Below are 26,872 nucleotides of genomic sequence, written 5' to 3' on the forward strand. Positions count from 1 at the left end.
GTCAGGGAAGGCGGATGCCGCCGGGCGAAGGGGTGGAACGACCATGATGGGACCGGCGCATTCGCTGTCCGGCGCGGCGGCCTGGCTGGGCGTGGGTGCGGCCGCGGCAGGGGCCGGGCACCCGATGCCCTGGCCGGTGCTCGTCGTCGGCGCACTGATCTGCGCCGGAGCGGCCCTCGCCCCGGACCTCGACCACAAGTCCGCGACCATATCGCGCGCATTCGGCCCGATATCGCGCATTCTGTGCGGAATCATCGACGCCCTGTCCCACGCGGTCTACAAGGCCACGAGGGCAAAGGGCGACCCCCGCCGCAACGGCGGCCACCGCACTCTCACCCACACCGCGCTGTGGGCGCTGCTCATCGGGGCCGGTACGTCGGCGCTGGCCATGACCGGCGACCGCTGGGCCGTGCTCGGCATCCTCTTCGTCCACCTGGTACTCGCCGTCGAAGGACTCCTGTGGCGGATGGCCCGCACCTCCAGCGACGTCCTGGTCTGGCTTCTCGGCGCGACCAGCGCCTGGATCCTCGCCGGCGTCCTGGACGAGCCGGGCAACGGCTCGGACTGGCTGTTCACCGGCCCCGGCCAGGAGTACATGTGGCTGGGCCTGCCCATCGTCCTCGGAGCCCTCGTGCACGACATCGGGGACGCTCTCACCGTCTCCGGCTGCCCGATCCTGTGGCCGCTGCCCATAGGCCGCAAGCGCTGGTACCCCCTCGGCCCGCCCAAGGCCATGCGCTTCCGGGCCGGCAGCTGGGTGGAGCTGAAGGTCCTCATGCCGGCCTTCATGGTCCTCGGCGGCGTCGGAGGGCTCGGGGCCCTGGACCTCATCTGAAGCCCGGGCCCCGACCGATCCGCACCGCCCGGCTACTGGTGCCAGGAACGCCACAGCGCCGCGTACGCGCCGTCCGCCGCCACCAGCTCGTCGTGGCTGCCCAGCTCGCTGATCCGGCCGTCCTCCGCCACGACGATCACGTCCGCGTCGTGCGCGGTGTGCAGCCGGTGCGCGATCGCCACGACCGTCCGCCCCTCCAGCACCGTCGCCAGCGAACGCTCCAGGTGCCGGGCCGCGCGCGGATCCAGCAAGGACGTCGCTTCGTCCAGGACCAGCGTGTGCGGATCCGCCAGGACCAGCCGCGCCAGGGCCACCTGCTGGGCCTGGGCCGGGGTGAGTGCGAGCCCGCCCGAGCCCACCTCCGTGTCCAGCCCCTCCTCCAGCGCCCGCGCCCAGCCGTCGGCGTCCACCGCGCCGAGCGCCGCCCATAGCTCGTCGTCCCCGGCCGTCGTCCGGGCCAGCAGCAGATTGTCGCGCAGCGAGCCCACGAAGACGTGGTGTTCCTGGTTGACGAGCGCCACATGGCGGCGCACGTCCTCGGTCGGCATCCGGGACAGCTGCGCCCCGCCCAGCGTCACCTCGCCCGCACGCGGGGCATAGATCCCGGCCAGCAGCCGGCCGAGCGTCGACTTGCCCGCCCCGGACGGGCCGACCAGCGCCACCCGGGTACCCGGCCGGACGTCGAGGGACACCCCGTGCAGCACGTCATTGCCCGCGGTGTAGCCGAACCGCACCTCCTCCGCCCGGACCTCCCGTCCGGCGGGGGAGAGGCGCCCGTCCCCCTCGGCGGCCTCGATCTCGTGCACCCCCACCAGCCGGGCCAGCGACACCTGGGCGACCTGCAGCTCGTCGTACCAGCGCAGGATGAGCCCGACCGGATCGATCAGCATCTGCGCGAACAGCGCACCCGTCGTCAGCTGCCCCACGGAGATCCACCCCTGCAGGACGAACACCCCGCCGATGACGAGGGCCGAGCCGAGCACCAGCACGTGCGTCATGTTGATCACCGGGTAGAGGACCGAACGCAGCCAGAGCGTGTACCGCTCCCACGCCGTCCACTCTGCGATGCGCCGGTCCGACAGGGCGACCCGCCGGTCGCCCAGGCGGTGCGCCTCGATCGTCCGCCCGGCATCCACGGTCTCCGCGAGGGAAGCGGCGACCGCCGCGTACCCCGCCGCCTCGGAGCGGTACGCACTCGGCGCCCGCCGGAAGTACCAGCGACAGCCGGCCATCAGCAGGGGAAGCGCCACCAGCACGCACAGGGCCAGCGGCGGCGCGGTCACCGTCATCGCCCCCAGCAGCAGCCCGGCCCACACGAAGCCCACGGCCAGCTGCGGCACGGCCTCCCGCATGGCGTTCGCCAGCCGGTCGATGTCCGTGGTGATCCGCGACAGCAGATCACCGGTGCCCGCCCGTTCCAGCACGCCCGGCGGCAGGGCCACCGACCGTACGAGGAAGTCCTCCCGCAGGTCCGCCAGCATCTCCTCGCCGAGCACCGCCCCGCGCAGCCGCACCATGCGGACGAACACCGTCTGCACGGCCAGGGCGGCGGCGAACAGGGCGACGGTGCGGCCCAGGTGGACGTCCTCCGCTCCCGACGACAGGTCCTCCACCAGCCCGCCCAGCAGGTACGGGCCGACCATCGAAGCAACGACCGCGACCGCGTTCACCGTCACCAGCAGCACGAAGGCCGCCCGGTGCCTGCCCAGCAGGCCCCTTACATAGCCCCGCACCGTGGCAGGTCCGCCGACCGGCAGGGTCGTCGCCGACTCCGGTGCGGCCGGGTCGTACGCCGGTGGCGCCACACCGATCATGCCGACTCCTCGATCTGCTCGCTCTTGCCGAACCCGGCGAGCTCCTCGTCCAGTTCCTCATCCGTCCTACGGGTGACCACCGCGCGGTAGAGCGGGTGGGAACGCACCAGTTCCGCGTGCGTTCCCTCCGCCGCCACACGGCCGTCCCGGACGAACACCACGCGGTCCGCCCGGTCGAGCAGCAGGGGGCTGGAAGAGAACACCACTGTCGTCCGGCCCTTGCGCAGGGCACGCACGCCCTCCGCGACCCGCGCCTCGGTGTGCGAGTCGACGGCCGAGGTCGGTTCGTCCAGCACCAGCACCTCCGGGTCGGTCACCAGCGAGCGCGCCAGCGCCAGCCGCTGCCGCTGTCCGCCGGACAGCGAACGCCCACGCTCGGTGATCCGCGTGCCCATCGGGTCCCCTGAACCGTCCCCCGAGCTCTGCGCCAACGACGCCAGCACGTCCGTGCACTGCGCGGCGGCCAGCGAGGCCCGGGCCGTCACGGCGCCCGATGCGGGCACGTCCAGCAGCTCGGCGAGCGTGCCCGACAGCAGCACCGGGTCCTTGTCCTGCACGAGCACCGCGGCGCGGGCCGCAGCCAGCGGCACCTCGTCCAGCGCCACCCCGCCCAGCAGCGCCGACGGCGTCCCCTCCGCCCCGTCCGGGGCGTGACCACCGAGCCGGTCGGCGAGCCGACCGGCGGCGTCGGGGTCGCCGCACACCACCGCGGTCAACTGCCCCGCCGGTGCCAGCAGGCCGCTCGCCGGGTCGTACAGATCACCCGCGAGGCCCGTCGCGTGCCGTCCGTCGTCGGTCGTCGACGCGGTGCGCTCCAACCCCAGTACCCGGGCAGCACGTTGCGCGGAGGGACGGGAGAAGGAGTAGGCCATGGCGATCTCCTCGAAACGCTGAAGAGGAAACAGCAAGAACGTCACCACGCCGTAGACCGTCACCAGCTCGCCCACACCGATCCGGCCGTCCTGCACCAGCCCCACACCGCGCCAGACCACCGCGATCAGCAGCAGCCCCGGCAGCACCACCTGCACCGCGGCGATCAGCGCCCACAACCTGGCGCTGCGCACGGCGGCCTTGCGCACCTCCTGCGAGGCGCGGCGATAGCGGGACAGGAACAGCTCCTCGCCACCGATGCCGCGCAGGACCCGCAGCCCGGCCACGGTGTCCGAGGCCAGCTCCGTGGCCCGGCCCGCCTTGTCGCGCTGCTCGTCGGCCCGCTTCGTGGCAGGCGGCAGCAACGGCAGGACGGCCAGGATCAGCACCGGCACGCCGAGCGCGATCAGAAGCCCCAGCGCGGGCTGGTAGACCACCAGGGCCACGCACAGCACGACCGTGGTGAGCGCCGCGGACGCGAAACGCGACAGGGCCTCCACGAACCAGCCGATCTTCTCCACATCACCCGTCGACACGGCGACGACCTCGCCCGCCGCGACCCGACGCGTCAACGCGGATCCCAACTCGGCCGTCTTGCGGGCGAGAAGCTGCTGTACCCGTGCCGAGGCTGTGATCCAGTTGGTGACCGACACCCGATGCAGCATGGTGTCGCCCAGCGCCGTCAACGCCCCGAGCAACAGCATCAGGCCACCTGCGGCCGCGAGCCGTCCACCCGACCGGTCGACGACGGCCTGCACGGCGATCCCCACGGCCAGGGGGAACGCGGCCACGGACGCCATGTGGAGGACGCCCCATAACAACGCCTTCAGCTGGCCGCCCAGTTGGTTGCGTCCCAGCCAGAGCAGGAAACGAGGACCTGACCGGACGTCCGGCCGGCCCGGATCGGCATACGGAAGATCACTGATGTGCATGGCATCCCGGTTCGGGCAGGGGTGGGTGGGGGCCGTGCAAGGCTCGCGCTTCGGGCGCTTTCGCCACAACTGGTTTTCCGCTGAGGCCGGCGGATCAGGCCAGCGGCGTACTGGTGTGCTGCTCGACGAGGCGCTTCACTCCTGCCCCATGAGACGACTGTTTCTCGCACTGTGCGCCGCGATCGCCGGCCTGTTGCTGGGCGTCTGCCCCGCCGTGGCCGCGGCGCCCCCCGAATTCGGGACCGACTGGCACGACCCCGTCACCGGCGCCCCGCCGGTGGCCACACCCGGAACCACCTCGTGCAAAGTGACCGTCGCCGCAACGGAGTTCCGCGACTACACGCCCTACAAGGGCACCTACCTGCCGCCCAAGGGCTGCGGCGACCGCTGGAACAAGGTCGTCCTGCGACTCGAAGGCGCCGTGGCCGGACGGCAGTACGACCGGCTGGGCTACCTGCAGATAGGCGGTGTCGAGGTGCTGCGCACCTCGACACCCGAGCCCTCGCCCGAGGGCATCACCTGGAACGTCGAGAAGGACGTCACCCGTTACTCCCCCACCCTGCGCACCACGCAGCCCGTCGAAATGCTCATCGGCAACACGGTGAACGAGACGTACACCGGCGTGATCAAGGTCAAGGTGACGTTGACGTTCTACAGGGCCGAGGGCCGGGCGGAGCCCGCCCGGACGCCCGACCAGGTCCTCACCCTGGACGGTGCGCACCACGAGGGCGCGGTGTACGAGGGGCTGCTGACCACACCGCGCAACAGCGAGCGGATCGTCGCCGAGGTGTATGCGACCGGATCGGGCGGTGGTTGTGAGGAGTTCTGGTACCTCACCGTCCCGGACGCGGCACCGTACTCCTGCAAGGCCAAGGACGGTCCCTACCGCGAGGTGCAGGTGTCGGTGGACGGGCGGCTCGCCGGCATCGCTGCGCCGTTTCCCACCGTCTGGACCGGCGGGTGGTCCAATCCCTTCCTCTGGTACGTGATTCCGGGCCCGCGCGCCTTCGACGTCCGGCCGGTGGAGTACGACCTCACGCCTTTCGCCGGGCAGCTGAACGACGGCAAACCCCACAAGGTCGCGATCTCGGTCGCCGGTGTGCCCGCGGGGCAGAGCGGCTGGAGCGTGCCCACCAACGTCCTGGTGTGGCAGGACGCGAAGGCCGACCGGGTCACGGGCGCGGTGACCGTCCACCGGCCGGGCAAGCCCGCGAACACCACCGCGTACGAGCCGGGCAAGGAGCACCGGCTGACGTCCGACGGCGGGCATTCCCTCACGGTTGCGGGCTACCTCGACACCTCGCACGGCCGGGTCACGACGACCGTCACCCGGACGGTGGCCGGCGCTTCCGCCCACCGCTGGACCGAGGGAGAGTCGACGGACGCGCTCAAGGCCCGCTGGACCGACGACGAGACGGTCACCGTCGCCGGCCGCGGACCGGCGACCACCACCGGCAACCACCGGGTCTACACCATGGACGGTGAGACGTCGGTCGGCTCGGGCAACCGCCTGCGCACGGTCATGACCATGGGAGACCGCGCCGACAGCGTCACCCTGCGCGGCGGCAAGCGCGTCGACTGGTCACGTCTGGACGACACCTATACGGGTGACGCGGCGTACAACCAGAACGTGCCGCGCGACCAGCGCCACGCCACGGGCGTCTCCAGCGAGCGCTACCGCCTCTTCGGCCCCGGCACCTGCTACGACCGGACTCTGGCCACCGCTCAGGGAGAGCTCACGGAGGACCGGCAGCGCTGCTGACCGCCGGTCCGGCGGGTCCGTGGCCGCCGTGCGCCGTTCAGAGCGCGCCGCGGTCCGGGCCCGCCAGCAGCTCGTTCAGCAGGCCGCCCAGGACGTCGCGCTGCTCGGTGCTGAGCGGGGCGAGGATGTCCTCCACGGCCGCCCTGCGGGCCTCCCGCAGGGCACGCAGCGTCGAGCGTCCCTCGTCGGTGAGCTCTATGCGGATGACCCGGCGGTTGGACTGGTCCGGCACGCGGCGCACCGCGCCGTTGGCCTCCAGGGCGTCGACCAGCGTCGTGACCGCCCGGGGCACCACTTCGAGGTGCTGGGCCAGATCCGCCATGCGCGGCGGGGTCTCGTAGTGCGCCACGGTACGCAGCAGCCGTGACTGGGCGGGGGTGATGCCGACGGGATCCAGATAGCGCTTCTGTGCGCGGTGGAGCCTTCGGGTCAGCCGCAGCAGCTGTTCGGCGAGCTGGCCGGAGGTGTCGGGGGCCGTCATGATCGCAATGTTATCAGGACCCTTTTCATTGTGAGTATAGGTAACAGTGAGCTATGCTCTGTTCAGCGTCAGTGTTATCGGCGTTCTTCATGCTTGTGTACGTCCCGCATGCCGAACCGAACCTCGCTGAAGGAGCTCATGCCTCACGACGAACCGAACTGGACACCACCTCCCCGGGATCCGGAGCAGCCCGTTCAGGTGCGGCGCATCCTCCGTCTCTTCCGCCCCTACCGCGGCCGGCTCGCCCTCGTGGGGCTGCTCGTCGCCGCCTCGTCCCTGGTCACGGTCGCCTCACCCTTCATGCTGCGCGAGGTCCTCGACGTCGCGATCCCCCGCGGCCGCACCGGCCTGCTCACTCTGCTGGCCCTGGGCATGATCGCCGCCGCGGTCGTCAACAGCGTCTTCGGCGTCCTGCAGACCCTGATCTCCACCACCGTCGGCCAGCGGGTGATGCACGACCTGCGCACCGCCGTGTACGGCCGGCTGCAGAGCATGCCGCTCGCCTTCTTCACCCGCACCCGCACGGGCGAGGTCCAGTCCCGCATCGCCAACGACATCGGCGGCATGCAGGCGACGGTGACCTCGACCGCGACGTCCCTGGTGTCCAACCTCACCAGCGTCATCGCCACGGTCATCGCGATGGTGGCCCTGGACTGGCGGCTGACCGTCGTGACCCTCCTCCTGCTGCCGGTGTTCGTGTGGGTCAGCCGCCGGGTGGGCGACGAGCGCAGGAAGATCACAGCCAAGCGCCAGACGCAGATGGCCGCCATGGCGGCCATGGTCACCGAATCACTGTCCGTCAGCGGCATCTTGCTCGGCCGCACCATGGGCCGCTCCGACTCCCTGACGAAGGCGTTCGCCGGTGAGTCCGAGCGGCTCGTCGACCTCGAAGTGCGGACCAGCATGGCCGGGCGGTGGCGCATGTCCACCATCGGCGTCGTCATGGCCGCCATGCCCGCACTCATCTACTGGGCGGCGGGCCTGGCCCTGAAGACGGGCGGCCCGGACATCACCCTCGGCACGCTCGTGGCCTTCGTCTCCCTCCAACAGGGCCTGCTCCGGCCCACCGTCAGCCTGCTCTCCACCGGCGTGCAGATGCAGACCTCCCTCGCGCTCTTCCAGCGGATCTTCGAATACCTCGACCTGCCCGTGGAGATCACCGAGCCCGCCGACCCGGTACGGCTGGAGAAGATCCGGGGCGAAGTCCGCTTCGAGGACGTCTGCTTCTCGTACGACCAGAGCAGCACGGCGCTCAAGGACATCGACATCGCCCTGCCCGCCGGCGGCAGCCTGGCCGTCGTCGGCCCCACGGGATCCGGCAAGAGCACCCTGAGCTACCTCGTGCCCCGGCTGTACGACGTCACGGGCGGGAGGGTCCTGCTCGACGGCGTCGACGTCCGCGACCTCGACTTCGACACCCTGGCCCGTGCCGTGGGCGTCGTCTCCCAGGAGACCTACCTCTTCCACGCCTCCGTCGCGGACAACCTCCGCTTCGCCAAACCCGACGCCACGGACGAAGAGATCCGGCAAGCGGCCGAAGCGGCTCAGATCCATGACTACATCGCGTCGTTGCCCGACGGCTACGACACCCTCGTCGGTGAGCGCGGCTACCGTTTCTCCGGCGGTGAGAAGCAGCGCCTGGCGATAGCCCGGACCATCCTGCGGGATCCGCCCGTCCTCATCCTGGACGAGGCGACCAGCGCTCTGGACACCCACACCGAGCACGCGGTCCAGCAGGCCATCGACGCGCTGTCCGCCGGGCGGACGACCATCACCATCGCCCACCGGCTCTCCACGGTCCGCCACGCCGACCAGATCATCGTCCTCGACGGCGGTTGCATCGCCGAGCGCGGTACGCATCAGGAACTCCTCGCGGACAACGGGCGCTACGCCTCGCTGGTGCGGCGCGACACGCACCTCACGGCCAAGGTCTGAGCTACGGCGCTCGCGCCGGGCCGGGCGGTACGACCGCTCGGCCCGCCCCCGGCGCCGGTCACAGTGAGCTGAGGTCGACGGCCTCGGCCATGACGCGGTACCCGGCGTCGTTGGGGTGCTTGTGGTCGCCGCTGTCGAAGGCCGCATCGAGCAGCTCCGGGTCGTCCGCGGAGGCCAGAGCCGTGGCGAAGTCGGCCACTGCGTCATAAGCGCCGGAGGTGCGGATCCAGTCGTTGAGCGCGACGCGCTTGGCCTCGGCGCGCGGAGTGTGGTACTCCGCTCCCTTGAACGGCAGGACGGTCGCACCGATGACCCTGACGCCCCGCTCATGCGCACGCTCGATCAGCGCACGATAGCCATCCACCAGTTCGGTGACCGGGACGTCGGGCGCGGGCTTGTACGTCGGAAGGTCGACCTCGCTGAACCCGATGTCGTTGAGACCGGCGAAGAGGATCACCGAACGGACGCCGGGCTTGTCGAGCACGTCGCGTTCGAACCGTGACACGGCCGCGTCGCCGTACCAGAGGGAGTCGTGGAGCATGAGATTCCCGCCGATCCCCGCGTTGATCACTGCCCACGGGAGGCCCTCGGCGGCGATCCGCCCGGCGAGTGCGTCCGGGTAACGCCGGTCGGCGCCCACGGTGGAGCCGAAGCCGTCGGTGATGGAGTCGCCGAAGGCGACCACCGACTCATGCTGTGCTTCCTCGTCACCCGCCAGCTCGACGTCGGAGAGGTAGTACCAGGAGTGCGTCCGCTCTGTGAAGGCTTCACTGCCGGCGTCGGCCGTGCGATCGCCGTCGGCGAGGTGGCTGTCCGTGTACGCCTGCGCGTGGAACGTCGACGGTCCGGTCGGCCCGGCGAAGTACAGCGTGACGGTGAAGGAGTCGAACCGCTCCACTCGGAGCTCCACGCCATCGCTGGTGACCTGGCCACCCGCCGGTATGACCACGGAAGGCGCCCCGTCGAACGTCAACTCCCGCAGTGTGCCCGGGCGGAGTGCGGCACCCCCGTCCGTCAGCCCCGCGCTGGCGGCGCTGACCGTGAGCGGCTTCTTGCCGAAGCGATTCGAGAGCCGCACGCGGGCTCGCGTACCACTCGTCGTCACCCGCACGACCTGTCGCACGGACTGCCGGTCGAACCCGGCCTCGGACCAGTTCTCCTCGAAACCGCTGCTCGGTCGCTGCACCGGCGCCGACCATCCCGCCGACCACTGCTGTGCCCCGTACATGTTGCCACCCGGCCCTTCCTGATCTGTGGTGCGCTGTCAGGAAGAGCCTGCCGCCGGGCGCACCCGTCACCCAGACCTCCGTGCTGCGTACGCAACACGTGCGTACCACTGACAGGGTCACCCTCGCGATGGTCAGGATTTTCTGTACGGTCAGGCTTGTGCGGCATGTGGACGGTCAGGAGGTCCCGAACTCCGCACGGATCGCCTCGGTGTGCTCGCCGAGCGCGGGTACGGCTCCCATGGCGGCCTCACGGCCGGCCACCTCAACCGGAGGGAGCAGGCCGCGCAGCGGACCGGCCGGCGACCCGAAATCACGCCAGCGCTCCCGCGCGGCCAATTGCGGGTGATCGGCGAACTCGGCCACCGTCCGCAGCCGGGCATGCGCGATTCCCGCGCCGTCGAGCAACGCGAGGACCCCGTCCGCTGTGTGGGAGGCAAAGCACTCTTCCATGACGGCCGTCAGTTCTTCGTCATGGGCGTGCCGCAGCGGATTGTCGGCGAAGCGCGGATCGCGAACCAAACCGGGGTTCCTGAGTACGAGTTCGCACAGGTTGACCCACTCGCGATCGTTCTGCACGCTCAGGAACACCCGTGCGCCGTCCCCGCAGCGGTAGTGCCCGTAAGGCGAGATGGACGGATGGCGAGCGCCGCTGCGGGAGACCGGGGAGCCTCCGTACGCCTGGGTGAAGTAGGGGTGGCCCATCCACTCCGCCAAGGCGTCGAAGAGCGAGACGGACAGGGCCGAGCCCTCGCCGGTGCGTTCGCGCTCGTACAGGGCCGTGAGGATGCCTGTGTAGGTGTACATGCCGCCGGCGATGTCGGCGATGGAAATGCCCGGCCGGGCCGGCGAGTCGGGGCTGCCCGTGATCGACACGAGCCCGGCCTCGCACTGCACCAGCAGGTCGTATACCTTCTGGTCCCGGTACGGGCCGTCCGGTCCATAGCCGGAGACGTCGCAGGTGATCAGGCGCGGGTGACGGGCGCGCAGGCCGTCGGCGGCCAGGCCCAGCCGCGCGGCCGCGCCGGGGCCGAGGTTCTGGACGAACACGTCGGCACCGGCGAGGATGCGGTCGAGCAGTGAGCGGTCGGATCCGTCCTTGAGGTCGAGGACCACGCTCTCCTTGCCCCGGTTGACCCAGACGAAGTACGCCGAGAGCCCCTTCACACTGCGGTCGTAGTCCCGGGCGAAGTCGCCGTGCCCCGGGCGTTCGACCTTGATGACCCGCGCGCCGAGGTCGGCCAGCTGGCGGGTGGCGAAGGGGGCGGCGACGGCTTGTTCGAGGGCGACGACGGTGATGCCGCTCAGTGGCAGTTCCAACTCAGCTCCTCCCATTCCCCCCAGCAGGCTGATCATATGACCGGGGCTGTGGACAGTCCGCAGCATGCCGAAACCGCCGCTCGTAGCCTGGCGTTCATGGGAAACGCGGGAGGGGACGTGATGGACACCGACGGCATGTGCGACCGCATCGAGAAGTCCGACGCGAAGGTGCACGCGTTCGTGAGCGAGCCCGGGCGGCGGGAACGGCTACGGAGGGAGGGGGCTGCCCTCCTGCGGAGATGGCCCGACCCGGCGGACCGGCCGGCGCTCTTCGGCGTCCCCGTGGGCGTCAAGGACATCATTCACGTCGACGGGCTGCCCACACGCGCCGGATCGGCGCTTCCGCCGGAGGCGCTGGCGGGACGGCAGGCACCCTTGGTGGACCGGCTGCGACGCGCGGGCGCGCTGGTGGCGGGTAAGACGGCCACAGCGGAGTTCGCGGTCAGCGCGCCGGCTCCCACGCGCAACCCGCACGACCTTGAGCACACGCCGGGAGGTTCGAGCAGCGGATCGGCCGCGGCCGTCGCCGCGGGCATGGTCCCGCTGGCGGTCGGCACACAGACGATCGGCTCCATGCTCCGCCCCGCGGCCTACTGCGGGGTGGTGGGGTTCAAGCCGACGTACGGCCGCATCCCCACGCAGGGAGTGATCGCCAACGCTCCGACGTTCGACACCGTCGGACTCTTCGCTGCGCACGTGGCCGGTGTGATCCCGGCGGCGCAAGCCCTGTGCGACCACTGGCGGCCGGTGGTACCCGCCGTGGGAGGGCCGGTGCTGGGCCTTCCGGACGGGCCGTATCTCGATCGGGCCGATCCTGACGCCCGCAGTGCCTTCGACGATCACGCGCGGCAGCTGGCGGACCGAGGCTGTACGGTGCGAAGGATCCCGTTCCCGGGCGACTTCGAGGACGTCGTAGCCCAGCAGTTCCTCATCAACCGCTTCGAACTCGCCCAGGCCCACGCCACCTGGTTCCCGCGCTACGGCGAGCTGTACCGCGACGAGACCGTACGTGCGATCAGAGCGGGCCAGAAGATCGACAAGGAGGCGTACGACGGTGCGCTGCGGGCCCGGGAGGTATTCCGGGAGCGCGTCCGGGCCGCCATGGTGGACGCGGCCGTCGACGCCTGGCTCACCCCCGCCGCGACCGGCCCGGCCCCACGCGGACTGGGCAGCACGGGGAACGCCATCATGTGTCTGCCGTGGAGCTTCGCCGGCATGCCCGCCGTGAGCGTTCCGGCGGGCTCCGCTCCGAACGGGCTGCCGCTCGGGCTCCAGTTGGTTGCGGCGCCGTGTGCCGACGAGGAATTGCTCGCCATGGCGGGCTGGGTCGAGGCGATAGCGCGTTCCGGCCGGGGCGGCGGCGGATCCTGCTAGCGGTCGTCCTCGACGAGGAGGACGACTTCCAGGGTGCGTGGCCCGTGTACTCCCTCGACCCGGTCCAGCTCGATGTCGCTGGTGGCCGACGGACCAGAGATCCAGGTCAGGGGCCGGGCCGGCGACAGCCGCTCCAGGGCCTGCGGTACGGAGTCCACCACCTGGTCCGCGACCCGCACCACGCACACATGGTGGTCGGGTACGAGCGTGATGCGGCGGCGGCCCTGGTCCGGACCGCCGTCCAGAATGACCGTGCCCGTCTCGGCGATCGCCAGCGCACAACCGGTGACCACACTGTCCACGGCATCCAGCGCACCAGCCGACAGAGACGGGGAGTCGACGACCGGCTCGACCGCGGCATCCGTCAGCCAGCCGCCCGGCAGGCCCGGTGGGACGGCGACGCTGCGAGTACCGCGCCGGGCGAGCAGCTCGGCGAGCAGAGCGGGCAACCCCGCCGTGTCCGTCCGGTGGACGGTGGCCCGGTAGTCGCTCAGGTTGTCGGCGAGCAGGTCGACGGACTCGGCAGGGGTCCGGCTGCCGTGCGTGCGCAGGTAGTCGCGCGGAACGGGGTGGTCGGCCGGGCGCTCGTACGACGGCACGTCGGCCAGCGCCCGCCGGATCCGGCCCAGGATCCGCTCCCTGGAGGGATGCGACGTCCGGCTGCCGGGGCCGGGGCCGGCGCCGTGGGCGGCGGTCATGCGTCACCGCCGCGGGTCCGCTCCCACCAGTCCCGGAACGACTCCGGTGGGACCTCGGGCAGGTCACGGGTGTCCGACCAGGCACGGCCGGGGCCCGGCAGCCGCCGGGGCAGTGCGCGACGGGCGCGGGCGGCCAGCCGCTGTCCGCGGCGCAGGGCGGCGGGATGGTCGAGTACCCAACCGGTGGTGCGCATCATGGCGCGCTCCATGGTGTGGCCCTTCGCCGGCTTGATGACGGTACGGGTGCCGCGGATCGTCGTTTCGCCGCCCTGCACCACCCGCTCGCGCAGGTGGACCAGTACGTCCGGGATGTCGATGGCGACGGGACACACCTCGTAGCAGGCACCGCACAAGGAGGAGGCGAACGGCAGGGATTCTTCGAGGGGAGAGGTGAGGCCCCGTAGTTGGGGGGTGAGGATCGCGCCGATGGGTCCCGGATAGGGGGAGCCGTAGGCGTGGCCGCCGGCGCGCTCGTAGACGGGACAGACGTTGAGACAGGCCGAGCAGCGGATGCAGCGCAGTGCCTGGCGGCCGACCTGATCGGCGAGCGTGTCGGTGCGGCCGTTGTCCAGCAGCACCAGATGGAAGGCGCGGGGGCCGTCGTCGGCGGTGGTCCCGGTCCACGTCGATGTGTACGGGTTCATGCGTTCGGCAGTCGAGGAACGGGGAAGCAGTTGAAGGTAGATTTCCAGATCACGCCAGGTCGGCACGGTCTTCTCGATGCCGACCACGGAAATCAACGTGTCCGGCAAGGTGAGGCACATCCGGCCGTTGCCCTCGGACTCGACGACCACCAGTGTGCCCGTCTCGGCGACCATGAAGTTGGCGCCGGAGACGGCGACCTTGGCCCGCAGGAACTTCTCGCGGAGGTGGAGTCGTGCCGCCTCGGCGAGATCGGCCGGGCGGTCGGTGAGTCCCTCCGGGGCGGGGCGGCCCCAGTCGGCCATGTGCTCGCGGAAGATGTCGCGGATCTCGCTGCGGCCGCGGTGGATGGCCGGGACCAGGATGTGGGACGGGAGGTCGTCGCCCAGCTGCACGATCAGTTCGGCGAGGTCGGTCTCGTACGCACGGATGCCCGCACGCTCCAGCGCGTCGTTGAGCCCGATCTCCTGGGTCACCATGGACTTGACCTTGACGACCTCGCTCTCCCCGGTGGCCTGGACGAGCCCGGTGACGATGCGGTTCGCCTCCGCCGCGTCCGCCGCCCAGTGGACCGTGCCGCCGGCGCGGGTGACGTTCTCCTCCAACTGCAGCAGGTAGTGGTCGAGGTGCCGCAGCGTCCGGTCCTTGACCGCGGCTCCGGCGGCCCGCAGCCGGTCCCAGTCGTCCAGCTCGGCGACGGCCTCGGCCCGCTTGGCACGGATGGTGTGCGTCGCGGTCCGCAGATTGGCGCGCAGCGTGGTGTCGCCGGCCGAGACGGCGGCGGCACGGGGAAAGGCGGGCATGCCCACGTACGTTCGGCTCACAGGACCCTTCCCTCGGTGCCGGCCAGGATCTCCGCGATGTGTACCGGACGCACACCGGATCCTTCGCGGCTGAGGGTGCCGCCGATGTGCATCAGACAGGAGTTGTCGACCGCGCAGACCGCTCGCGCACCGGTCTTCCTGATGGCCCGCGTCTTGTCGGCGCCCATCGCGGCGGAGACGGCGGGGTTCTTGACGGCGAAGGTGCCCCCGAAGCCGCAGCATTCCTCCGCCCCTGCCAGTTCCCGCAACTCCAGACCCCTGACGTGCTCCAACAGGCGCCGTGGGCGGTCACCGAGCCCCAGCATGCGCAGCCCGTGACACGTGGGGTGGTAGGTCACGGTGTGCGGGAAGTACGCGCCGACGTCGGTCACTCCCAGGACGTCCACCAGGAACTCGGTCAGCTCGTACGTCCGGGTCACGACCCTCGCCGCCGCCTTGGACAGGCGCTCCACTTCCGCGCGCGACCGGCCTTCGACGGCCGCGCGGGCAGCGATCCTGGGGTAGCCCTCGCGGACCATGGCGGCACACGAAGCCGACGGAGTGACGACGTACTCGTGGCCCTGGAAGGCAGCGGCGTACCGGAGCATCAGTGCCTCGGCGCGGTGCCGGTAGCCGGTGTTGGACAGGGGCTGGCCGCAGCAGCTCTGTGCCGCCGGGAAGTCGACCTCCACACCCAGCCGTTCCAGCAGCGAGACGACCGCTCGGCCGGTGCGGGGATAGAGCGTGTCGTTGACGCACGTCACGAACAGCCCTACGCGCATGACGTCTGACATCCCCTCGCGGCCGATGATCATCTGCCGCTTCATCCTGCCGCACCGGGAGGCGACTGTGAAGGACACGGACATGTCCAGCCCCACGATTCCAGCCCCAACGATCTTCGTGGAGTCCAGCCGCCAGGGCGGACGGCGACCAGCGGCGTATGCCTCAGCTGGTCCTGGCCTTTTCGAGTTCCCGCGAGATCTCGGCGTTGACCGCCGCCTGCTGGCCGGCGAGGAAGAAGTGTCCGCCGGGGAACACCTCCAGCCGGAACGCGCCGTGGGTGTGCCGCTCCCAGGCCGCCGCTTCGTCGAGCGTCGTGCGCGGGTCGGCGGCGCCGGTCAGGACGGTGACGGGGCACTGCAGCGCGCGGTCCTCCGGCTCGCAGCGGTAGGTCTCGACGGCCCGGTAGTCGCCGCGGATGGCGGGCAGCGCCATCCTGAGGATCTCGTCGTCGCCGAGTACGCCCGGGTCCGTGCCGTTGAGCAGCCGAAGCTCGGCGATGATGCCGTCGTCGTCGCGCTGGTGCACCGTCTCGGGACGGGTCGAGGACGGGGCCCGGCGGCCCGAGGCGATGACGGCACGGGGCGCGTTGACGCCCTTCTGCTCCAGCCGCCAGGCCGTTTCGAAGGCCAGCACCGCGCCCATGCTGTGCCCGAAGAACACCGTGGGCTTGTCGTCCAGCGCCAGCAGCTGCTCCGTGACGTGGTCGGCCAGCGTGCCGAGGTCGGTGACACACGGCTCGCGGCGACGGTCCTGCCGTCCCGGGTACTGCAGGGCGATCACGTCGGCGCGGGCGGAGAACGTGGCCGACACGGGGTGGAAGAAGCTGGCCGACCCTCCGGCGTGGGGGAAGCAGACGAGCCGTACGCCGCTGTCGGTGGCCGGGTGGTAGCGCCGGAGCCACAGGGCCGCGGAGTTGTCGGTGGAATGGCCCGTGATGGTCATGAGCTTCGGTCCTTTCAGCACGAGGGGGCACGTTCTGGGGACACCAGTGCATCGCACAGGGAACGCGCAATTCCCTAGAGTTCGAAGACCACGAGTTGGAAGACCACGAGAGTTCGAGGACCACGCGCGAGGGCCGGTCCCCTGCGGGCCCTGAGGATGCGGGCCGGGGAACTCCTTGGGCCACTTCCCGGCCCGTCGCCTTGCCGCCGCCCTCGTCCGACGGGTATGCGGTGGAGCATGGCTGACACTTTCACCACGCGCGTCATCGACGTGAGGACCGGTTCCCGCGAGACCGTGCACGACCTCACCGACGCCTGCGCGGAGTTCCTGCGCGGCGCCGCCCACGGGCGCGACGGACTGCTCAATGTTTTCACCCCCCACGCCACAGCCGGCCTGGCGGTGATCGAGACCGGCTCGGGGAGCGACGACGACCTCCTCGCCGCCCTGCACGACCTGCTGCCGGCCGACGACCGCTGGCGGCACCGCCACGGCAGCCCCGGCCACGGCCGCGACCACGTGCTCCCCGCCCTGATCCCGCCGCACGCCACCCTGCCGGTCATCGGCGGCCGGCTGGAACTGGGAACGTGGCAGTCCGTCGTTCTCGTCGACACCAACGTGGACAACCCCGACCGGAAGGTGCGGTTGTCCTTCCTCGGGTGAGAGCCGGAGGGGCGGCGGCCGGCGGCGCACGGGCTGGGTCCGGTCACCGGGCCCGCCCACTTCCTCAGGTGCCCCGCTGCGCCGCCCGCCCCACTTCCTCCACCAGCGGCATCATCCGGTACGGCACCCGCTCGCGCAGCACCATCTCCGTGCGGGTGCGCACCACGCCCGGCAGCTGGACGAGCAGCTGGATCACGTCCTCCAGGTGCGCCGCGTCCCGGGCGACGACGCGCGTCATCAGATCGCCGCCCCCGGTGATCGAGAACGCCTCGATGATCTCCGGCACGTCGGCCAGGGCGTTGGCGACCGTGTCCAGCCGGCCCTGGGTGACCTCTATGTGAACGAAGGCCAGCACCGGATGGCCCAGCGCGGCGGCGGACAGCCGCGGCCCCGTGCCGGTGATCACGCCGTCCCGCTCCAGCCGGTCGAGACGGGCCTGGAGGGTGCCACGGGCGATGCCCAGCAGCCGTGCGTACTCCCGCACGCTCGTCCGCGGCTGCTCCAACAGCAACCGCAGGATCCTGGCGTCCAGCGCGTCCACAGCCATGGGCCATCGGCTCCCTTCTGGTCGGTGTTCCGGGCCTGGCACTGTACCAATGGCTCACCCGAACAGAGCGGTCTTGAGCCATTGAGCTCCAGATGTTTTCCTCTTTGCATCAATGGCGTTGCGCTGGGCTGCGCCGGACGGCAAGGAAGCCGCATCCGGACCCCCGCAGCGCCTTTCCTCTGCATGCGCATCCCTGCGCGCCTCCGGCGTGCGGGGATGCGCGCGCGGGCAAGAAAGGGGCGGCCGCTCTGAAGAGGATGTTCGTGGCTCCGGATCCGGGCCGGTACCGGCTCCGTACCGGCGCGCGCGCCGTGCTCGGCGTGGGTGCGGCGGTCACGGTCGCCGAGCTGGCCGGCCTGCCGCTGCCCGCCGTCATCCTGGGCGGTCTGGCGGCGCTCCTGGCCCTCTTCACCGTCGGTGACCCGACCGTACGGCGTCAGGCGGTCACCACCGCCCTGCTCCCGGTCGTCGGCTTCCCCGTCCTGGCGCTGGCCACGGCGCTGCACAGTACGCCGCTGGTGCGCGACGCGGCGTTCCTCGCCGTGGTCTTCTGCGGCGTGTACGCGCGCCGCTGGGGCGCGCGCGGGCAGGCGCTGGGCATCTTCGGCTTCATGCAGTTCTTCGCGGCGCAGTTCCTGCACGCCGTCCCCGCCCAGCTGCCCGGGCTGTACGCGGCCGTCGCCATGGCCCTCGTCGCCTCCGGCCTCGTCCGCTTCGGGCTGTGGTGCATCGAACGCCGCACCCCGCCGCCCGCCGGGCCGGCCCCGGCGGCCGCGCGCGGCCTGGCCCGTCCCACCACCCGGCAGGCATTCCAGGCCACCTTCGCCTGTGCCGTCGCCCTCGGCGTCGGCCAGATCGTCTCCGACGAACGCTGGTACTGGGCCGTCGGCACCGCCTGGTGGATCTTCGTCAACACCGCCTCGCGCGGCGAGACCCTGGTCCGTGGCTTCCGGCGCGTCATCGGCACGATGGCCGGCATCGCCGTCGGGCTGCTCGTCGCCGTGCCCCTGCACGGCGCGCCCGCCCCCACCGCCGCCCTCGTCGCCGTCTGCGTCTTCGGCATCTTCTACACGGCCGCGCCCTCGTACAGCTGGATGATGTTCTTCGTGACCGTCATGGCCGGCTTCCTCTACGGGCTCCTCGGGGTGCTCCACCCCGGCCTGCTGGCACTGCGCTTCGAGCAGACCCTGGTGGGCGCCGCCGGTGCGGCCCTGGCCGTCGCCCTCGTCCTGCCCGTCACCACGCACGCCGCCACCGACGCCTGGATCCAGCGCGCCCTGCTGTGCGTGCGGCGCTGCACGGCCGAGTCCGCCCGGCGGCTGGCGGGCGACGACGGCGCCGACCCCGCCCCGCACGTCGCCGAGCTCGAACTGCTCCTCGGCAAGGTCCGCGTGTCGGTGGCGCCCCTGCTCCACCCGCTCAGCCCGCTGCGGGCCCGCAAGGAGCGGGCGCGGCAGGTCATGGCACACCTCGACGACTGCGCCCGGCAGGCCCGCGGCCTGGCCGAGGTGGCGGCCGACCCCGACGCCTCGCACGATGCGCGGCTGACCGCCGCCTGCCGGCGGGTCGAGAGCGCGCTGCTGGCCCTTGCGGCCTCGGAGGAGCCCCCGGTCGCCGGCGACCTCGCAGCCGGCCCGCACCACCACCCGGGCGCGGAGCGCGCCCTCGCCCACCTGCACGACCTGGAGGCGGCGCTCGCCTCGCTGGCCAGGCCCCTGCAGGACGAGCCGCGCGGCGTCTTCGCGAAGGTCTGAGACCGCCGAAGGGCGGGCCAGGGACCGCGCCCATCGTCCTGGTGTCCGCCACGGGCGCCGGGCATGGCTGTCCGGGGCCAGGGCCTCACGCACCGTTGTCAGTGCCTCCCTGTAGCGTCATCCGCACATAGTGTTCCGGTGGGGGAGGGGTGGCGGTCATGGCGCACAGGGGACGGGGCGGGCAGCGGGGGCGGCACGCCTACATCGGATCGTTCACCGAGGCGGGCGGCCGGGGGATCACGGTCGCACGGGTCGACGGCGATACGGGCGCGCTGACACCCGTGTACGTCACGGACGTCGTCGCGAACCCCTCGTACCTCACCCTGTCGCCGGGCGGTGACGTGCTCTACGCGGTGAGCGAGAGCGACGAGGGCGCGGCCGCCGCCTTCTCGCTGGCCGACCCCGCGCGTCCGGAGCCGCTCGGCGTGCCGGTCGCCGTGCGCGGTGACGGCCCCACGCACCTGGCCGCCGTCGGCTCCTGGCTGCTCACCGCCAACTACGGCTCCGGCAGCGTCAGCGCGCTCCCGGTGCGCACCGGGGGAGGGCTGGGCGCGCCGACGACGGTGCTTGCGCACCGCGGCAGCGGGCCGGTGACGGAGCGCCAGGCCGGGCCGCACGCCCATTCCGTCGTGCCCGACCCGTCCGGGCGCTGGGTGCTCGCCGCCGACCTGGGCACCGACTCGGTGTGGAGCTCCGCGCTCGACCCGCTCACCGGCGTCCCCCGACCGCACCGCGAGACGCGGCTACGACCCGGCAGCGGCCCCCGGCACCTCGTGTTCCATCCGAGCGGTGACCGGGTCTACGTCCTCAACGAGCTGGAGCCGACCGTCACCGCGTGCCGGTGGGACGCGGCGCAGGGGCTCCTGGAGCCGGTCGGCACGACCCGTGTCCTGCCCGTCGGAGTGGAAGGCGTGACGTATCCGTCGGCGCCCGTCGTCTCCGCCGACGGCCGCTTCCTGTGGGCGGCCGTCCGCGGCCACGACGGCATCGCCACACTGGCCCTCGACGCCACGGGCGACGGCCTCGACCTGCGCGGCACCGTCGGCTGCGGCGGCCACTGGCCCCGGGACCTGTCCGCCCACCCGGACGGCCGTCTGCTCTACGCCGCCAACGAGCGGTCGGGAGACGTCACCTGGTTCACCGTCGACCCCGGCACGGGCATACCGGCACGCAGCGGCTCTGTCGCCGTGCCGGCGGCGTCCTGCGTGGTCTTCGCCTGAGGCCGGCGCGAGGCTGCGACCGGTGGCAGCCCACCTCCCACGTGCAGCCGGCGCACGCCCTGCGGGGTCCTTCCGGCCGGTCGTCCGGCCCCGGAAACGGCCGTGCGCCCCGGGAAACGCCGGAGGGGCCTCCGGTGGCGGAAGCCCCTCTCGTGCGGTGTGCGACGGCGCGTCAGCGGACCGACGCGCCCTGCGGTGCCGGCTGGACGGCGATGCCGAGTGCGGCGGCGTACTTGGCCAGGGCGAGCTTGCCGATTGCGGGGTAGTCGCCCAGCGGCTCGGCGGCCGCGCAGCCGGCCTCCTTCGCGGCCATGGCGGTCAGCGTCTCGTCGACCTCGGGGCCGATGAGGCACGGGGCGAGCGCCAGGCTCCGGGAGCCGGAGCCGCGCAGCTGGTCGGCGGCACGGGCGACGGCGCCCTCCTCGTCCAGCGCGGCGGCCAGCACGGGCACCGCGAGGCGGGCGGAGAGCAGCATGCCGGTGATGCCGGCGGCCTGCACGGCCTCCTCGCCGCCCACCGTCGCCAGGACGATGCCGTCGGCGGCCGTTGCAACCGTGAACAGTCGGGCGCGGTCGGCGCGGGCCAGGCCGGCCTCGGAGAGCCGGACGTGCAGCGCCTCGGCGAGCAGCGGGTGCGGGCCGAGCGTGTCGGTGAGCTCGCTGGCGGAGCCGCTGTTCATGAGGGACTGGCGTATCCGCCGGAGCACGGCGCTGTCGGGACCGGCCAGCAGCGGCACCACGACGGCGTCGGGCGCCTGGGCCCAGGCGTCGGTCGCGGTCTCGCCGCTCTCCGGGTCACGCGCTTCGCTCGCGCGCGCGGCGCGCCGGGAGGCGATGCGGGCGAGGACGGCGTCCAGGGCGGGGAAGTCCTCGGTGTCCCCGTCGGCGTCCACGTAGCCGACGTGGGCGTCCAGGCCGGGGAGCTCGGAGCGGGCGATGCTCAGGGACTCCTCGGCGAGGCGCCGCGCGGCGACGCCGGGCGTCCCGGGTACGGCGAGCACCAGCGGGGGCGCACCCGCCGGAGCGGCCGCCGGCTCCGGCCGCCGGTGTCGTCCGGGCTGGCGGGGACGCGGCATTCGTACAGGCAGGCCGTGTGCGGGCCCAGTGGGGGAGCTCATGGCGCCGCATGTTAGCCGTTCATAGGACTCGTACGTTCGGGTGGGGGTATCTGATCAAGGTCTGTCCGGATTTATTCAGGGGTTCCTCCGGGGAGGACGGAAGTGATCAGCAAACGACGCGGAGCAGTGTCTCGTCGGCCGGAAGTGTCAGGCTGTCGGTCGCCAGAGCGGCTGCGACGTGCAGCGCTCCTGCCAGCGGATCACCCGCCGCGGGGACGGCCCGCACCCCGGGAAGTTGCTTCTGCAATTCCTTGTGCAACGGTTCGAGCAGGGGCTTGCCCATCCGGAGCACCCCGCCGGTCAGTGCCGCCTCGCGGGCCCGGTGTGCCTGCGGCGGCGGGCATGCCGCCGCAGCGGCCTCGGCGATGTGCCGGGCCGCCGTCCGCAGGATGCCCGCCGCGACCGGGTCGTCGTCGGCGCACCGGCCGACCTCGGGGGCGAAGGAGGCCAGGACGGCGGGCCGGTCGGGGCGCGGGTAGAGCTTGCCCGGCAGCTGCGGCGCCGGGCCGAACACGGCTTCCAGACGGGCCAGCAGCGCAAGGGAGCCGCCGGAGCGCCCGTCGTACGCGCGCAACGCCGCGTCGAGCCCCGCCCGTCCGATCCAGGCGCCGCTGCCGCAGTCGCCCAGCAGGTGCCCCCAGCCGTCCGCGCGCCGCCAGCCGCCCTCCGGCGTCAGGTCCGTGCCGAGCGCGACCAGGCCCGTGCCGGCGGCGACGACCACGCCCGGCCGCTGCCCGAGGGCGCCCGCGTAGGCCGTCACCGCGTCGGAGGCCAGCGCGAGCCGGCGTGCCCCGAGTTCCTCGCGGAGTGCGTCGGGCAGGACGGCGCGCAGGTCGTCGCCGAGGGTGGCCATGCCGGAGGCGCCCACGCAGACGGCCTCGCACCGTTGCGACCCGCTCTTGCGCAGCAGCTCGTGGGCGGCGGGCAGTACGCGGTCGAGGAGACCGTGCGCGTCGATGCCCCTGCCGCCGGTACCGACCGGCACGGGCGAGGACCACGCCAGGGCCTCGCCCACTCCGTCGGCGCGGCCCAGGGCGATCCTCAGGCCCGAGCCGCCCGAGTCGACCGCCAGTATCCGTCCGGACAGGGAGCCCACGGCGTCCGTCACCCGGCCCCGCGGGCATCGACCGGGCCGACGCGGCAGGCGCACCGGCCGGCGGGGGCCGCGGCCGTGCTCATGCGAAGCGACATGGCGCGACCTTACCGCCGGCCCGTGCCCCGCGTCAGGGGAGCTGCCAGTCCACCGGCGCCGAACCCTGCCGCGCCAGCAGGTCGTTGGCCCGGCTGAACGGCCGCGAGCCGAAGAAGCCGCGGTCCGCCGACATGGGCGAGGGGTGGGCGGACTCCACGCACGGGATGCCGCCCAGCAGCGGGCGCACATTCCGGGCGTCCCGCCCCCACAGCACGGCGACCATCGGCTTGCCGCGTTCGACCAGCGCACGGATCGCCTGCTCGGTGACCTCCTCCCACCCCTTGCCGCGGTGTGCGGCGGGCTTGCGGGGGGCCGTGGTCAGCGCCCTGTTGAGCAGGAGCACGCCCTGCCGGGTCCACGGCGTCAGGTCGCCGTTGGAGGGCCGGGGCAGCCCGAGGTCGGTGTGCAGCTCCCGGTATATGTTCTCCAGGCTCCCCGGCAGCGGGCGCACCTCGGGCGCCACGGAGAAGCTCAGGCCCACCGCGTGCCCGGGGGTGGGGTAGGGGTCCTGACCGACGATCAGCACTCTTACGTCGTCGAACGGTTGCTGGAACGCCCGCAGGACGTTCGCGCCCGAGGGCAGGTACGTACGGCCCGCGGCGATCTCGGCGCGCAGGAAGTCGCCCATCGCGGCGATCCGCCCGGCCACCGGCTCCAGCGCCTTGGCCCAGCCCGGTTCGACGATCTCGTTCAAGGGTCTAGCCACGGAGCGTCACTCTACTGGCTCAGCCCGTGCCCGTACGAACGCGCCGGTGAGGCCCCGGACGGGCAGGGCCCGTGGCCGGCCCGGGCCCCACCGCCCCTTGCGGTCCCGCCGTGTCAGACGGCCCAGCCGTACTGGTCCGGGGTGCGCGCCTCGGCGCCGAGCGCGTGCGCGGCGCGGCGGGCCCAGTAGGGGTCGCGCAGCAGCTCGCGGCCGAGCAGGACCGCGTCCGCCTCGCCGTTCGCCACGATCTTCTCGGCCTGCCCGGGCTCGGTGATCAGGCCCACCGCGGCCACCGGCAGGCCGGCCTCGTCCTTGACCCGCTGGGCGAACGGGACCTGGTAGCCCGGCCCCACGGGGATGCGGGCCCCGGGTGCCATGCCGCCGCTGGAGACGTCGAGGAGGTCGACGCCGTGGGCCTTCAGCTCCCGCGCGAGACGTACGGTGTCGTCGCCGGTCCAGCCCTCGCGGTCGTCCTCGGTGTTCTCCGTCAGCCAGTCGGTGGCCGAGACGCGGAAGAGCACCGGCAGCTCCTCGGGCCACTGGGCGCGGACGGCGTCCACGACCTCCAGTGCGAGGCGGATGCGGTTCTCGAACGAGCCGCCGTACTCGTCGGTGCGGTGGTTGCTGTGGGGCGAGAGGAACTCGTGGATGAGGTAGCCGTGGGCGCCGTGGACCTCGACGACCTCGAAGCCGGCCTGGCGTGCGCGGCGCGCGGCGGCGCCGAACTGGGCGACTGTCTCCTTGATCTGTTCGGCCGTCAGCTCGCGGGGGACGGGGTGGCCGTCCTTGAAGGGCAGCGGGCTCGGGCCGACCGGCTGCCAGCCCTCCTCCGGACCGACCGGCTCGCCGCCGCGCCAGGGCCGGTCGGTGGCCGCCTTGCGGCCGGCGTGCGCGATCTGGATGCCGGGCACCGTGCCCTGCTCCTTGAGGAACGTGGTGATGCCGCGCAGCGCCTCGGCCTGGGTGTCGTTCCAGATGCCCAGGTCGGCCGGGCTGATCCGGCCCTCGGGGCTGACGGCGCTCGCCTCGACCAGGATCAGGCCGGTGCCGCCGGCGGCCCGGGCGGTGTAGTGCGCGAAGTGCCAGTCGTTGGCCACCCCCGCGTTCGGCCCGAACACCTCGGCCGAGTACTGGCACATCGGCGCCATCCAGACGCGGTTGGGCAGGGTGAGTGACCGCAGGGTGTACGGCTGGAACAGGTGGCTCACGACAGGCTCCGTTTCGGGATCGGGCGCGCTCGGCTTCGTCCTGCTCATACGATAACCCTCGTACTACGACACCTGTCAAACTACGAAGGGCATCGAACTATGAAAGGTGTCAAACTATGAAGGGTGTCGAACTACGAGGATCCTCGTACCATGGGTGCCCCGAAGCACTCCCCGGCTTTCGACGAAGCCCGAGCCGACGACGAAGCCGACGAAGGAGCCGTCATGACGACGCGGACGAGCCGCGCCCTCGATCACCCCGCGCGCGAGGAGATCCGCCTCGAAGGCGTGCTGCACGCCTTCTCCGACCCCATGCGGCTGTTGATCGTGCGCGCCCTGGCCGCCGAGGCGGAAGCGGCGCAGTCCTGCTCGGTCTTCGACCTCCCCGTCAGTAAATCCACCCTCACGCACCACTTCCGGGTGCTCCGCGAGAACGGCGTGATCAACCAGATCTACCGGGGGACGGCCAAGATGAACTCGCTGCGCCGCGACGACCTCGACGCGCTCTTCCCCGGCCTGCTCGACAGCGTCCTCACCGCCTACGCCTCCCAGAGCGCCCGCATCGGCGACGGCAGGGACCAGGCCGCCGAAGGCTGAGCGGCAGGGGCCGGCCCCGCGAGGACCGAGGGGCGGCGGCCGTCGCGGCGGGCGTCAGCCGGTGCGGCGGGCCGCCGTGAGCAGCCCGTTCCAGTCGGGGATCTTCACCGTCCCCCGGCCCAGCCGCCGCCCGAGCGCGGCCTCCGCCGCCTCGATCCCCAGCCAGCCCGGCCACTGCACCGGCTCCTGCCCCGCGCTGCGCAGTGCCGCCAGCGGGTCCGGCGGCAGCCGCCGTGCCGCCAGGGCGTCGGCGTCGGCGAGCAGGGAGGCCACCGTCTCCTTGGCGCACGAACGATTGGTGCCGATCACCCCGGTCGGCCCGCGCTTGATCCAGCCCGCGACGTACTCGCCCGGGGAGGGAACGCCCTCGCGCAGCACCCGTCCCCGATCGTTGGGGACCGTCCCGCGCTCCGCGTCGAACGGAAGCCCCGCGATCGGCACGCCCCGGTACCCCACCGACCGTAGCACCAGCTGTGCCTCGATCTCCTCGAACTGCCCCGTGCCCCGCACGCCGCCGTGCCCGTCCGGCACGGTCCGTTCGAACCGCACCGCCCGTACGGCGTCGTCGCCGAGCAGCGCGACGGGCCGCAGGAAGAACCGCAGCCGGATCCGCCGCCCGCCCGCGCGCGGGGGCTGCGCGGCCCAGCCCTGCAGCACCTCCACATTGCGCCGGACGGCCCCGGGCAGGCCCGAGGGGTCCGCCCACGCCGGGTCCAGGGCCGCCTCCTCCCGCCGTACGAGCGCCCGGGCGTCCGGCAGCGCCCCCAGCTCGCGCAGCTCCTTCGTGGTGAACTTGGCCTGCGCCGGACCGCGCCGGCCCACCATGTGGATGTCCGTCACCCGGCTGGCCGCCAGGGCCGCCAGCGCCGCGTCGGGCACGTCGGTGGGCCGCAGCTCCTCCGCGCCGCGCGCCAGGACCCGGGCCACGTCGACCGCCACGTTGCCCACCCCGATGACGACGGCGGACCGCGCCCCCAGGACGAAGCCGCCCGGCGCCGCATCCGGGTGAGCGCTGTACCAGGAGACGAACTCGGTGGCCGAGAAGCTGCCCGGAAGGTCCTCGCCCGGGACGCCCAGGCGCCGGTCGGCCGCCGCGCCCACGCAGTAGACGACGGCGTGGTAGAGGTCCAGCAACCGCTTCGGGTGAAGCCCTTCGCCCACCCGGACGTTGCCGAGGAAGGTCACGTCCGGGTGCTCCAGGGCCTCGCGGAGGTTGTTCTGCAGCGACTTGATCTTCTCGTGGTCCGGCGCCACCCCGTAGCGCACCAGCCCGTACGGGCACGGCAGCCGGTCCAGCACGTCCACCCGCATACCGGGGACGGCCTGCTGCTGCACCAGGGCCTGTGCGGTGTAGACGCCGCTGGGCCCGGATCCGACGACTGCGACTCGAAGCACGGGGGGCTCCTTCCGCGAGTGCGTCCAGGATCCCACCGGGAAGCGGGTTCCGGGAGGTGCGG

23 protein-coding genes are annotated in these 26,872 nt (G+C 72.5%); 8 read left to right on the forward strand and 15 right to left on the reverse strand.

Annotation, left to right across the window (positions count from 1 at the left end):
- The first annotated feature begins 43 nt into the window (after positions 1 to 43).
- On the forward strand, positions 44 to 835 hold the full coding sequence (locus IE182_RS01120) for a metal-dependent hydrolase (protein WP_190107672.1): 792 nt from the start codon (positions 44 to 46) through the stop codon (positions 833 to 835).
- Between the two features lie 32 nt (positions 836 to 867).
- On the opposite strand, the gene IE182_RS01125 is transcribed toward IE182_RS01120, so the two are convergent.
- Both IE182_RS01125 and IE182_RS01130 read right to left on the reverse strand, forming a co-directional pair.
- Positions 868 to 2,649 carry an ABC transporter ATP-binding protein gene (locus tag IE182_RS01125; protein WP_190107673.1) on the reverse strand — a complete coding sequence of 594 codons (1,782 nt, stop codon included), beginning with the start codon at positions 2,647 to 2,649 and terminating at the stop codon, positions 868 to 870.
- Positions 2,646 to 4,451 (reverse strand): ABC transporter transmembrane domain-containing protein, encoded by a 1,806-nt coding sequence (locus IE182_RS01130; RefSeq protein WP_190107674.1) that lies wholly within the window; start codon positions 4,449 to 4,451, stop codon positions 2,646 to 2,648. Before IE182_RS01130 ends, IE182_RS01125 begins: the two co-directional genes overlap by 4 nt.
- A gap of 148 nt (positions 4,452 to 4,599) precedes the next feature.
- Between IE182_RS01130 and IE182_RS01135 the strand changes: the two genes are divergently transcribed.
- Positions 4,600 to 6,213, forward strand: coding sequence for a peptide-N4-asparagine amidase (locus tag IE182_RS01135; RefSeq protein WP_190107675.1), 1,614 nt, complete (start codon positions 4,600 to 4,602; stop codon positions 6,211 to 6,213).
- Between the two features lie 37 nt (positions 6,214 to 6,250).
- Here IE182_RS01135 and IE182_RS01140 read toward each other — a convergent pair whose 3' ends face one another.
- Positions 6,251 to 6,694: a MarR family winged helix-turn-helix transcriptional regulator gene (locus tag IE182_RS01140; RefSeq protein ID WP_190107676.1), complete on the reverse strand. Its 444-nt coding sequence runs from the start codon at positions 6,692 to 6,694 to the stop codon at positions 6,251 to 6,253.
- Positions 6,695 to 6,832: 138 nt separating this feature from the next.
- Between IE182_RS01140 and IE182_RS01145 the strand changes: the two genes are divergently transcribed.
- On the forward strand, positions 6,833 to 8,629 hold the full coding sequence (locus tag IE182_RS01145) for an ABC transporter ATP-binding protein (protein WP_190107677.1): 1,797 nt from the start codon (positions 6,833 to 6,835) through the stop codon (positions 8,627 to 8,629).
- Between the two features lie 58 nt (positions 8,630 to 8,687).
- On the opposite strand, the gene IE182_RS01150 is transcribed toward IE182_RS01145, so the two are convergent.
- Together IE182_RS01150 and IE182_RS01155 are read right to left on the reverse strand one after the other, a co-directional pair.
- Positions 8,688 to 9,857, reverse strand: coding sequence for an SGNH/GDSL hydrolase family protein (locus tag IE182_RS01150; protein WP_190107678.1), 1,170 nt, complete (start codon positions 9,855 to 9,857; stop codon positions 8,688 to 8,690).
- A 175-nt stretch (positions 9,858 to 10,032) separates the two neighbouring features.
- On the reverse strand, positions 10,033 to 11,190 hold the full coding sequence (locus tag IE182_RS01155) for a CaiB/BaiF CoA transferase family protein (RefSeq protein WP_190107679.1): 1,158 nt from the start codon (positions 11,188 to 11,190) through the stop codon (positions 10,033 to 10,035).
- 81 nt (positions 11,191 to 11,271) lie between these two features.
- Between IE182_RS01155 and IE182_RS01160 the strand changes: the two genes are divergently transcribed.
- On the forward strand, positions 11,272 to 12,549 hold the full coding sequence (locus IE182_RS01160; RefSeq protein ID WP_190107680.1) for an amidase: 1,278 nt from the start codon (positions 11,272 to 11,274) through the stop codon (positions 12,547 to 12,549).
- On the opposite strand, the gene IE182_RS01165 is transcribed toward IE182_RS01160, so the two are convergent.
- From IE182_RS01165 to IE182_RS01180, 4 genes are all read right to left on the reverse strand, one after another.
- Positions 12,546 to 13,247, reverse strand: a complete 702-nt coding sequence (locus IE182_RS01165; protein ID WP_190107681.1) for a LutC/YkgG family protein — start codon at positions 13,245 to 13,247, stop codon at positions 12,546 to 12,548. The genes IE182_RS01160 and IE182_RS01165 overlap by 4 nt on opposite strands.
- Positions 13,244 to 14,713 (reverse strand): lactate utilization protein B, encoded by a 1,470-nt coding sequence (locus IE182_RS01170; RefSeq protein WP_190107682.1) that lies wholly within the window; start codon positions 14,711 to 14,713, stop codon positions 13,244 to 13,246. Before IE182_RS01170 ends, IE182_RS01165 begins: the two co-directional genes overlap by 4 nt.
- A complete protein-coding gene (locus tag IE182_RS01175; protein ID WP_190107936.1) occupies positions 14,710 to 15,474 on the reverse strand; it encodes a (Fe-S)-binding protein in 765 nt (254 codons plus the stop codon). The genes IE182_RS01170 and IE182_RS01175 overlap by 4 nt, the downstream gene beginning before the upstream one ends.
- Before the next feature lie 163 nt (positions 15,475 to 15,637).
- Complete coding sequence (locus IE182_RS01180; RefSeq protein WP_190107683.1) at positions 15,638 to 16,417, reverse strand: thioesterase II family protein; 780 nt, start codon at positions 16,415 to 16,417, stop codon at positions 15,638 to 15,640.
- A gap of 237 nt (positions 16,418 to 16,654) precedes the next feature.
- Here IE182_RS01180 and IE182_RS01185 point away from each other — a divergent pair, with 237 nt between their 5' ends.
- Positions 16,655 to 17,077: a secondary thiamine-phosphate synthase enzyme YjbQ gene (locus IE182_RS01185; protein ID WP_190107684.1), complete on the forward strand. Its 423-nt coding sequence runs from the start codon at positions 16,655 to 16,657 to the stop codon at positions 17,075 to 17,077.
- 64 nt (positions 17,078 to 17,141) lie between these two features.
- On the opposite strand, the gene IE182_RS01190 is transcribed toward IE182_RS01185, so the two are convergent.
- Positions 17,142 to 17,624, reverse strand: coding sequence for an Lrp/AsnC family transcriptional regulator (locus IE182_RS01190; RefSeq protein WP_190107685.1), 483 nt, complete (start codon positions 17,622 to 17,624; stop codon positions 17,142 to 17,144).
- A 257-nt stretch (positions 17,625 to 17,881) separates the two neighbouring features.
- Here IE182_RS01190 and IE182_RS01195 point away from each other — a divergent pair, with 257 nt between their 5' ends.
- Together IE182_RS01195 and IE182_RS01200 are read left to right on the forward strand one after the other, a co-directional pair.
- Positions 17,882 to 19,378 carry an FUSC family protein gene (locus IE182_RS01195; protein ID WP_190107686.1) on the forward strand — a complete coding sequence of 499 codons (1,497 nt, stop codon included), beginning with the start codon at positions 17,882 to 17,884 and terminating at the stop codon, positions 19,376 to 19,378.
- Between the two features lie 158 nt (positions 19,379 to 19,536).
- The gene (locus IE182_RS01200; protein ID WP_190107687.1) at positions 19,537 to 20,598 is read left to right on the forward strand and encodes a lactonase family protein; all 1,062 of its coding nucleotides are present in this window, start codon (positions 19,537 to 19,539) and stop codon (positions 20,596 to 20,598) included.
- Between the two features lie 172 nt (positions 20,599 to 20,770).
- On the opposite strand, the gene IE182_RS01205 is transcribed toward IE182_RS01200, so the two are convergent.
- From IE182_RS01205 to IE182_RS01220, 4 genes are all read right to left on the reverse strand, one after another.
- Positions 20,771 to 21,715, reverse strand: coding sequence for a sirohydrochlorin chelatase family protein (locus IE182_RS01205; RefSeq protein WP_190107688.1), 945 nt, complete (start codon positions 21,713 to 21,715; stop codon positions 20,771 to 20,773).
- A gap of 106 nt (positions 21,716 to 21,821) precedes the next feature.
- Positions 21,822 to 22,823 carry an N-acetylglucosamine kinase gene (locus IE182_RS01210; protein ID WP_229844494.1) on the reverse strand — a complete coding sequence of 334 codons (1,002 nt, stop codon included), beginning with the start codon at positions 22,821 to 22,823 and terminating at the stop codon, positions 21,822 to 21,824.
- A gap of 115 nt (positions 22,824 to 22,938) precedes the next feature.
- Entirely contained in the window at positions 22,939 to 23,613 is a 675-nt protein-coding gene (locus tag IE182_RS01215; protein WP_373303490.1) for a uracil-DNA glycosylase, read from the reverse strand.
- Between the two features lie 113 nt (positions 23,614 to 23,726).
- Positions 23,727 to 24,821 carry an NADH:flavin oxidoreductase/NADH oxidase gene (locus tag IE182_RS01220; RefSeq protein WP_190107689.1) on the reverse strand — a complete coding sequence of 365 codons (1,095 nt, stop codon included), beginning with the start codon at positions 24,819 to 24,821 and terminating at the stop codon, positions 23,727 to 23,729.
- Positions 24,822 to 25,043: 222 nt separating this feature from the next.
- Here IE182_RS01220 and IE182_RS01225 point away from each other — a divergent pair, with 222 nt between their 5' ends.
- Positions 25,044 to 25,415: an ArsR/SmtB family transcription factor gene (locus tag IE182_RS01225; RefSeq protein WP_190107690.1), complete on the forward strand. Its 372-nt coding sequence runs from the start codon at positions 25,044 to 25,046 to the stop codon at positions 25,413 to 25,415.
- A 54-nt stretch (positions 25,416 to 25,469) separates the two neighbouring features.
- Here the strand turns inward: IE182_RS01225 and IE182_RS01230 are convergent, their stop codons facing one another.
- Positions 25,470 to 26,810 carry an FAD-dependent oxidoreductase gene (locus IE182_RS01230; RefSeq protein ID WP_190107691.1) on the reverse strand — a complete coding sequence of 447 codons (1,341 nt, stop codon included), beginning with the start codon at positions 26,808 to 26,810 and terminating at the stop codon, positions 25,470 to 25,472.
- Positions 26,811 to 26,872: the final 62 nt, after the last annotated feature.

It is taken from the genome of Streptomyces cinnamoneus (assembly GCF_014650495.1).
Classification (GTDB): Bacteria; Actinomycetota; Actinomycetes; order Streptomycetales; family Streptomycetaceae; genus Streptomyces; species Streptomyces cinnamoneus.

Excerpts from the sequence above, each read along its gene's own strand:
- IE182_RS01120 (WP_190107672.1), top strand. The coding sequence starts at position 44 with ATGATGGGACCGGCGCATTCGCTGTCCGGCGCGGCGGCCTGGCTGGGC.
- IE182_RS01125 (WP_190107673.1), bottom strand. The coding sequence starts at position 2,649 with ATGATCGGTGTGGCGCCACCGGCGTACGACCCGGCCGCACCGGAGTCG.
- IE182_RS01130 (WP_190107674.1), bottom strand. The coding sequence starts at position 4,451 with ATGCACATCAGTGATCTTCCGTATGCCGATCCGGGCCGGCCGGACGTC.
- IE182_RS01135 (WP_190107675.1), top strand. The coding sequence starts at position 4,600 with ATGAGACGACTGTTTCTCGCACTGTGCGCCGCGATCGCCGGCCTGTTG.
- IE182_RS01140 (WP_190107676.1), bottom strand. The coding sequence starts at position 6,694 with ATGACGGCCCCCGACACCTCCGGCCAGCTCGCCGAACAGCTGCTGCGG.
- IE182_RS01145 (WP_190107677.1), top strand. The coding sequence starts at position 6,833 with ATGCCTCACGACGAACCGAACTGGACACCACCTCCCCGGGATCCGGAG.
- IE182_RS01150 (WP_190107678.1), bottom strand. The coding sequence starts at position 9,857 with ATGTACGGGGCACAGCAGTGGTCGGCGGGATGGTCGGCGCCGGTGCAG.
- IE182_RS01155 (WP_190107679.1), bottom strand. The coding sequence starts at position 11,190 with ATGGGAGGAGCTGAGTTGGAACTGCCACTGAGCGGCATCACCGTCGTC.
- IE182_RS01160 (WP_190107680.1), top strand. The coding sequence starts at position 11,272 with ATGGGAAACGCGGGAGGGGACGTGATGGACACCGACGGCATGTGCGAC.
- IE182_RS01165 (WP_190107681.1), bottom strand. The coding sequence starts at position 13,247 with ATGACCGCCGCCCACGGCGCCGGCCCCGGCCCCGGCAGCCGGACGTCG.
- IE182_RS01175 (WP_190107936.1), bottom strand. The coding sequence starts at position 15,474 with ATGCGCGTAGGGCTGTTCGTGACGTGCGTCAACGACACGCTCTATCCC.
- IE182_RS01180 (WP_190107683.1), bottom strand. The coding sequence starts at position 16,417 with ATGACCATCACGGGCCATTCCACCGACAACTCCGCGGCCCTGTGGCTC.
- IE182_RS01185 (WP_190107684.1), top strand. The coding sequence starts at position 16,655 with ATGGCTGACACTTTCACCACGCGCGTCATCGACGTGAGGACCGGTTCC.
- IE182_RS01190 (WP_190107685.1), bottom strand. The coding sequence starts at position 17,624 with ATGGCTGTGGACGCGCTGGACGCCAGGATCCTGCGGTTGCTGTTGGAG.
- IE182_RS01195 (WP_190107686.1), top strand. The coding sequence starts at position 17,882 with ATGTTCGTGGCTCCGGATCCGGGCCGGTACCGGCTCCGTACCGGCGCG.
- IE182_RS01200 (WP_190107687.1), top strand. The coding sequence starts at position 19,537 with ATGGCGCACAGGGGACGGGGCGGGCAGCGGGGGCGGCACGCCTACATC.
- IE182_RS01205 (WP_190107688.1), bottom strand. The coding sequence starts at position 21,715 with ATGAGCTCCCCCACTGGGCCCGCACACGGCCTGCCTGTACGAATGCCG.
- IE182_RS01225 (WP_190107690.1), top strand. The coding sequence starts at position 25,044 with ATGACGACGCGGACGAGCCGCGCCCTCGATCACCCCGCGCGCGAGGAG.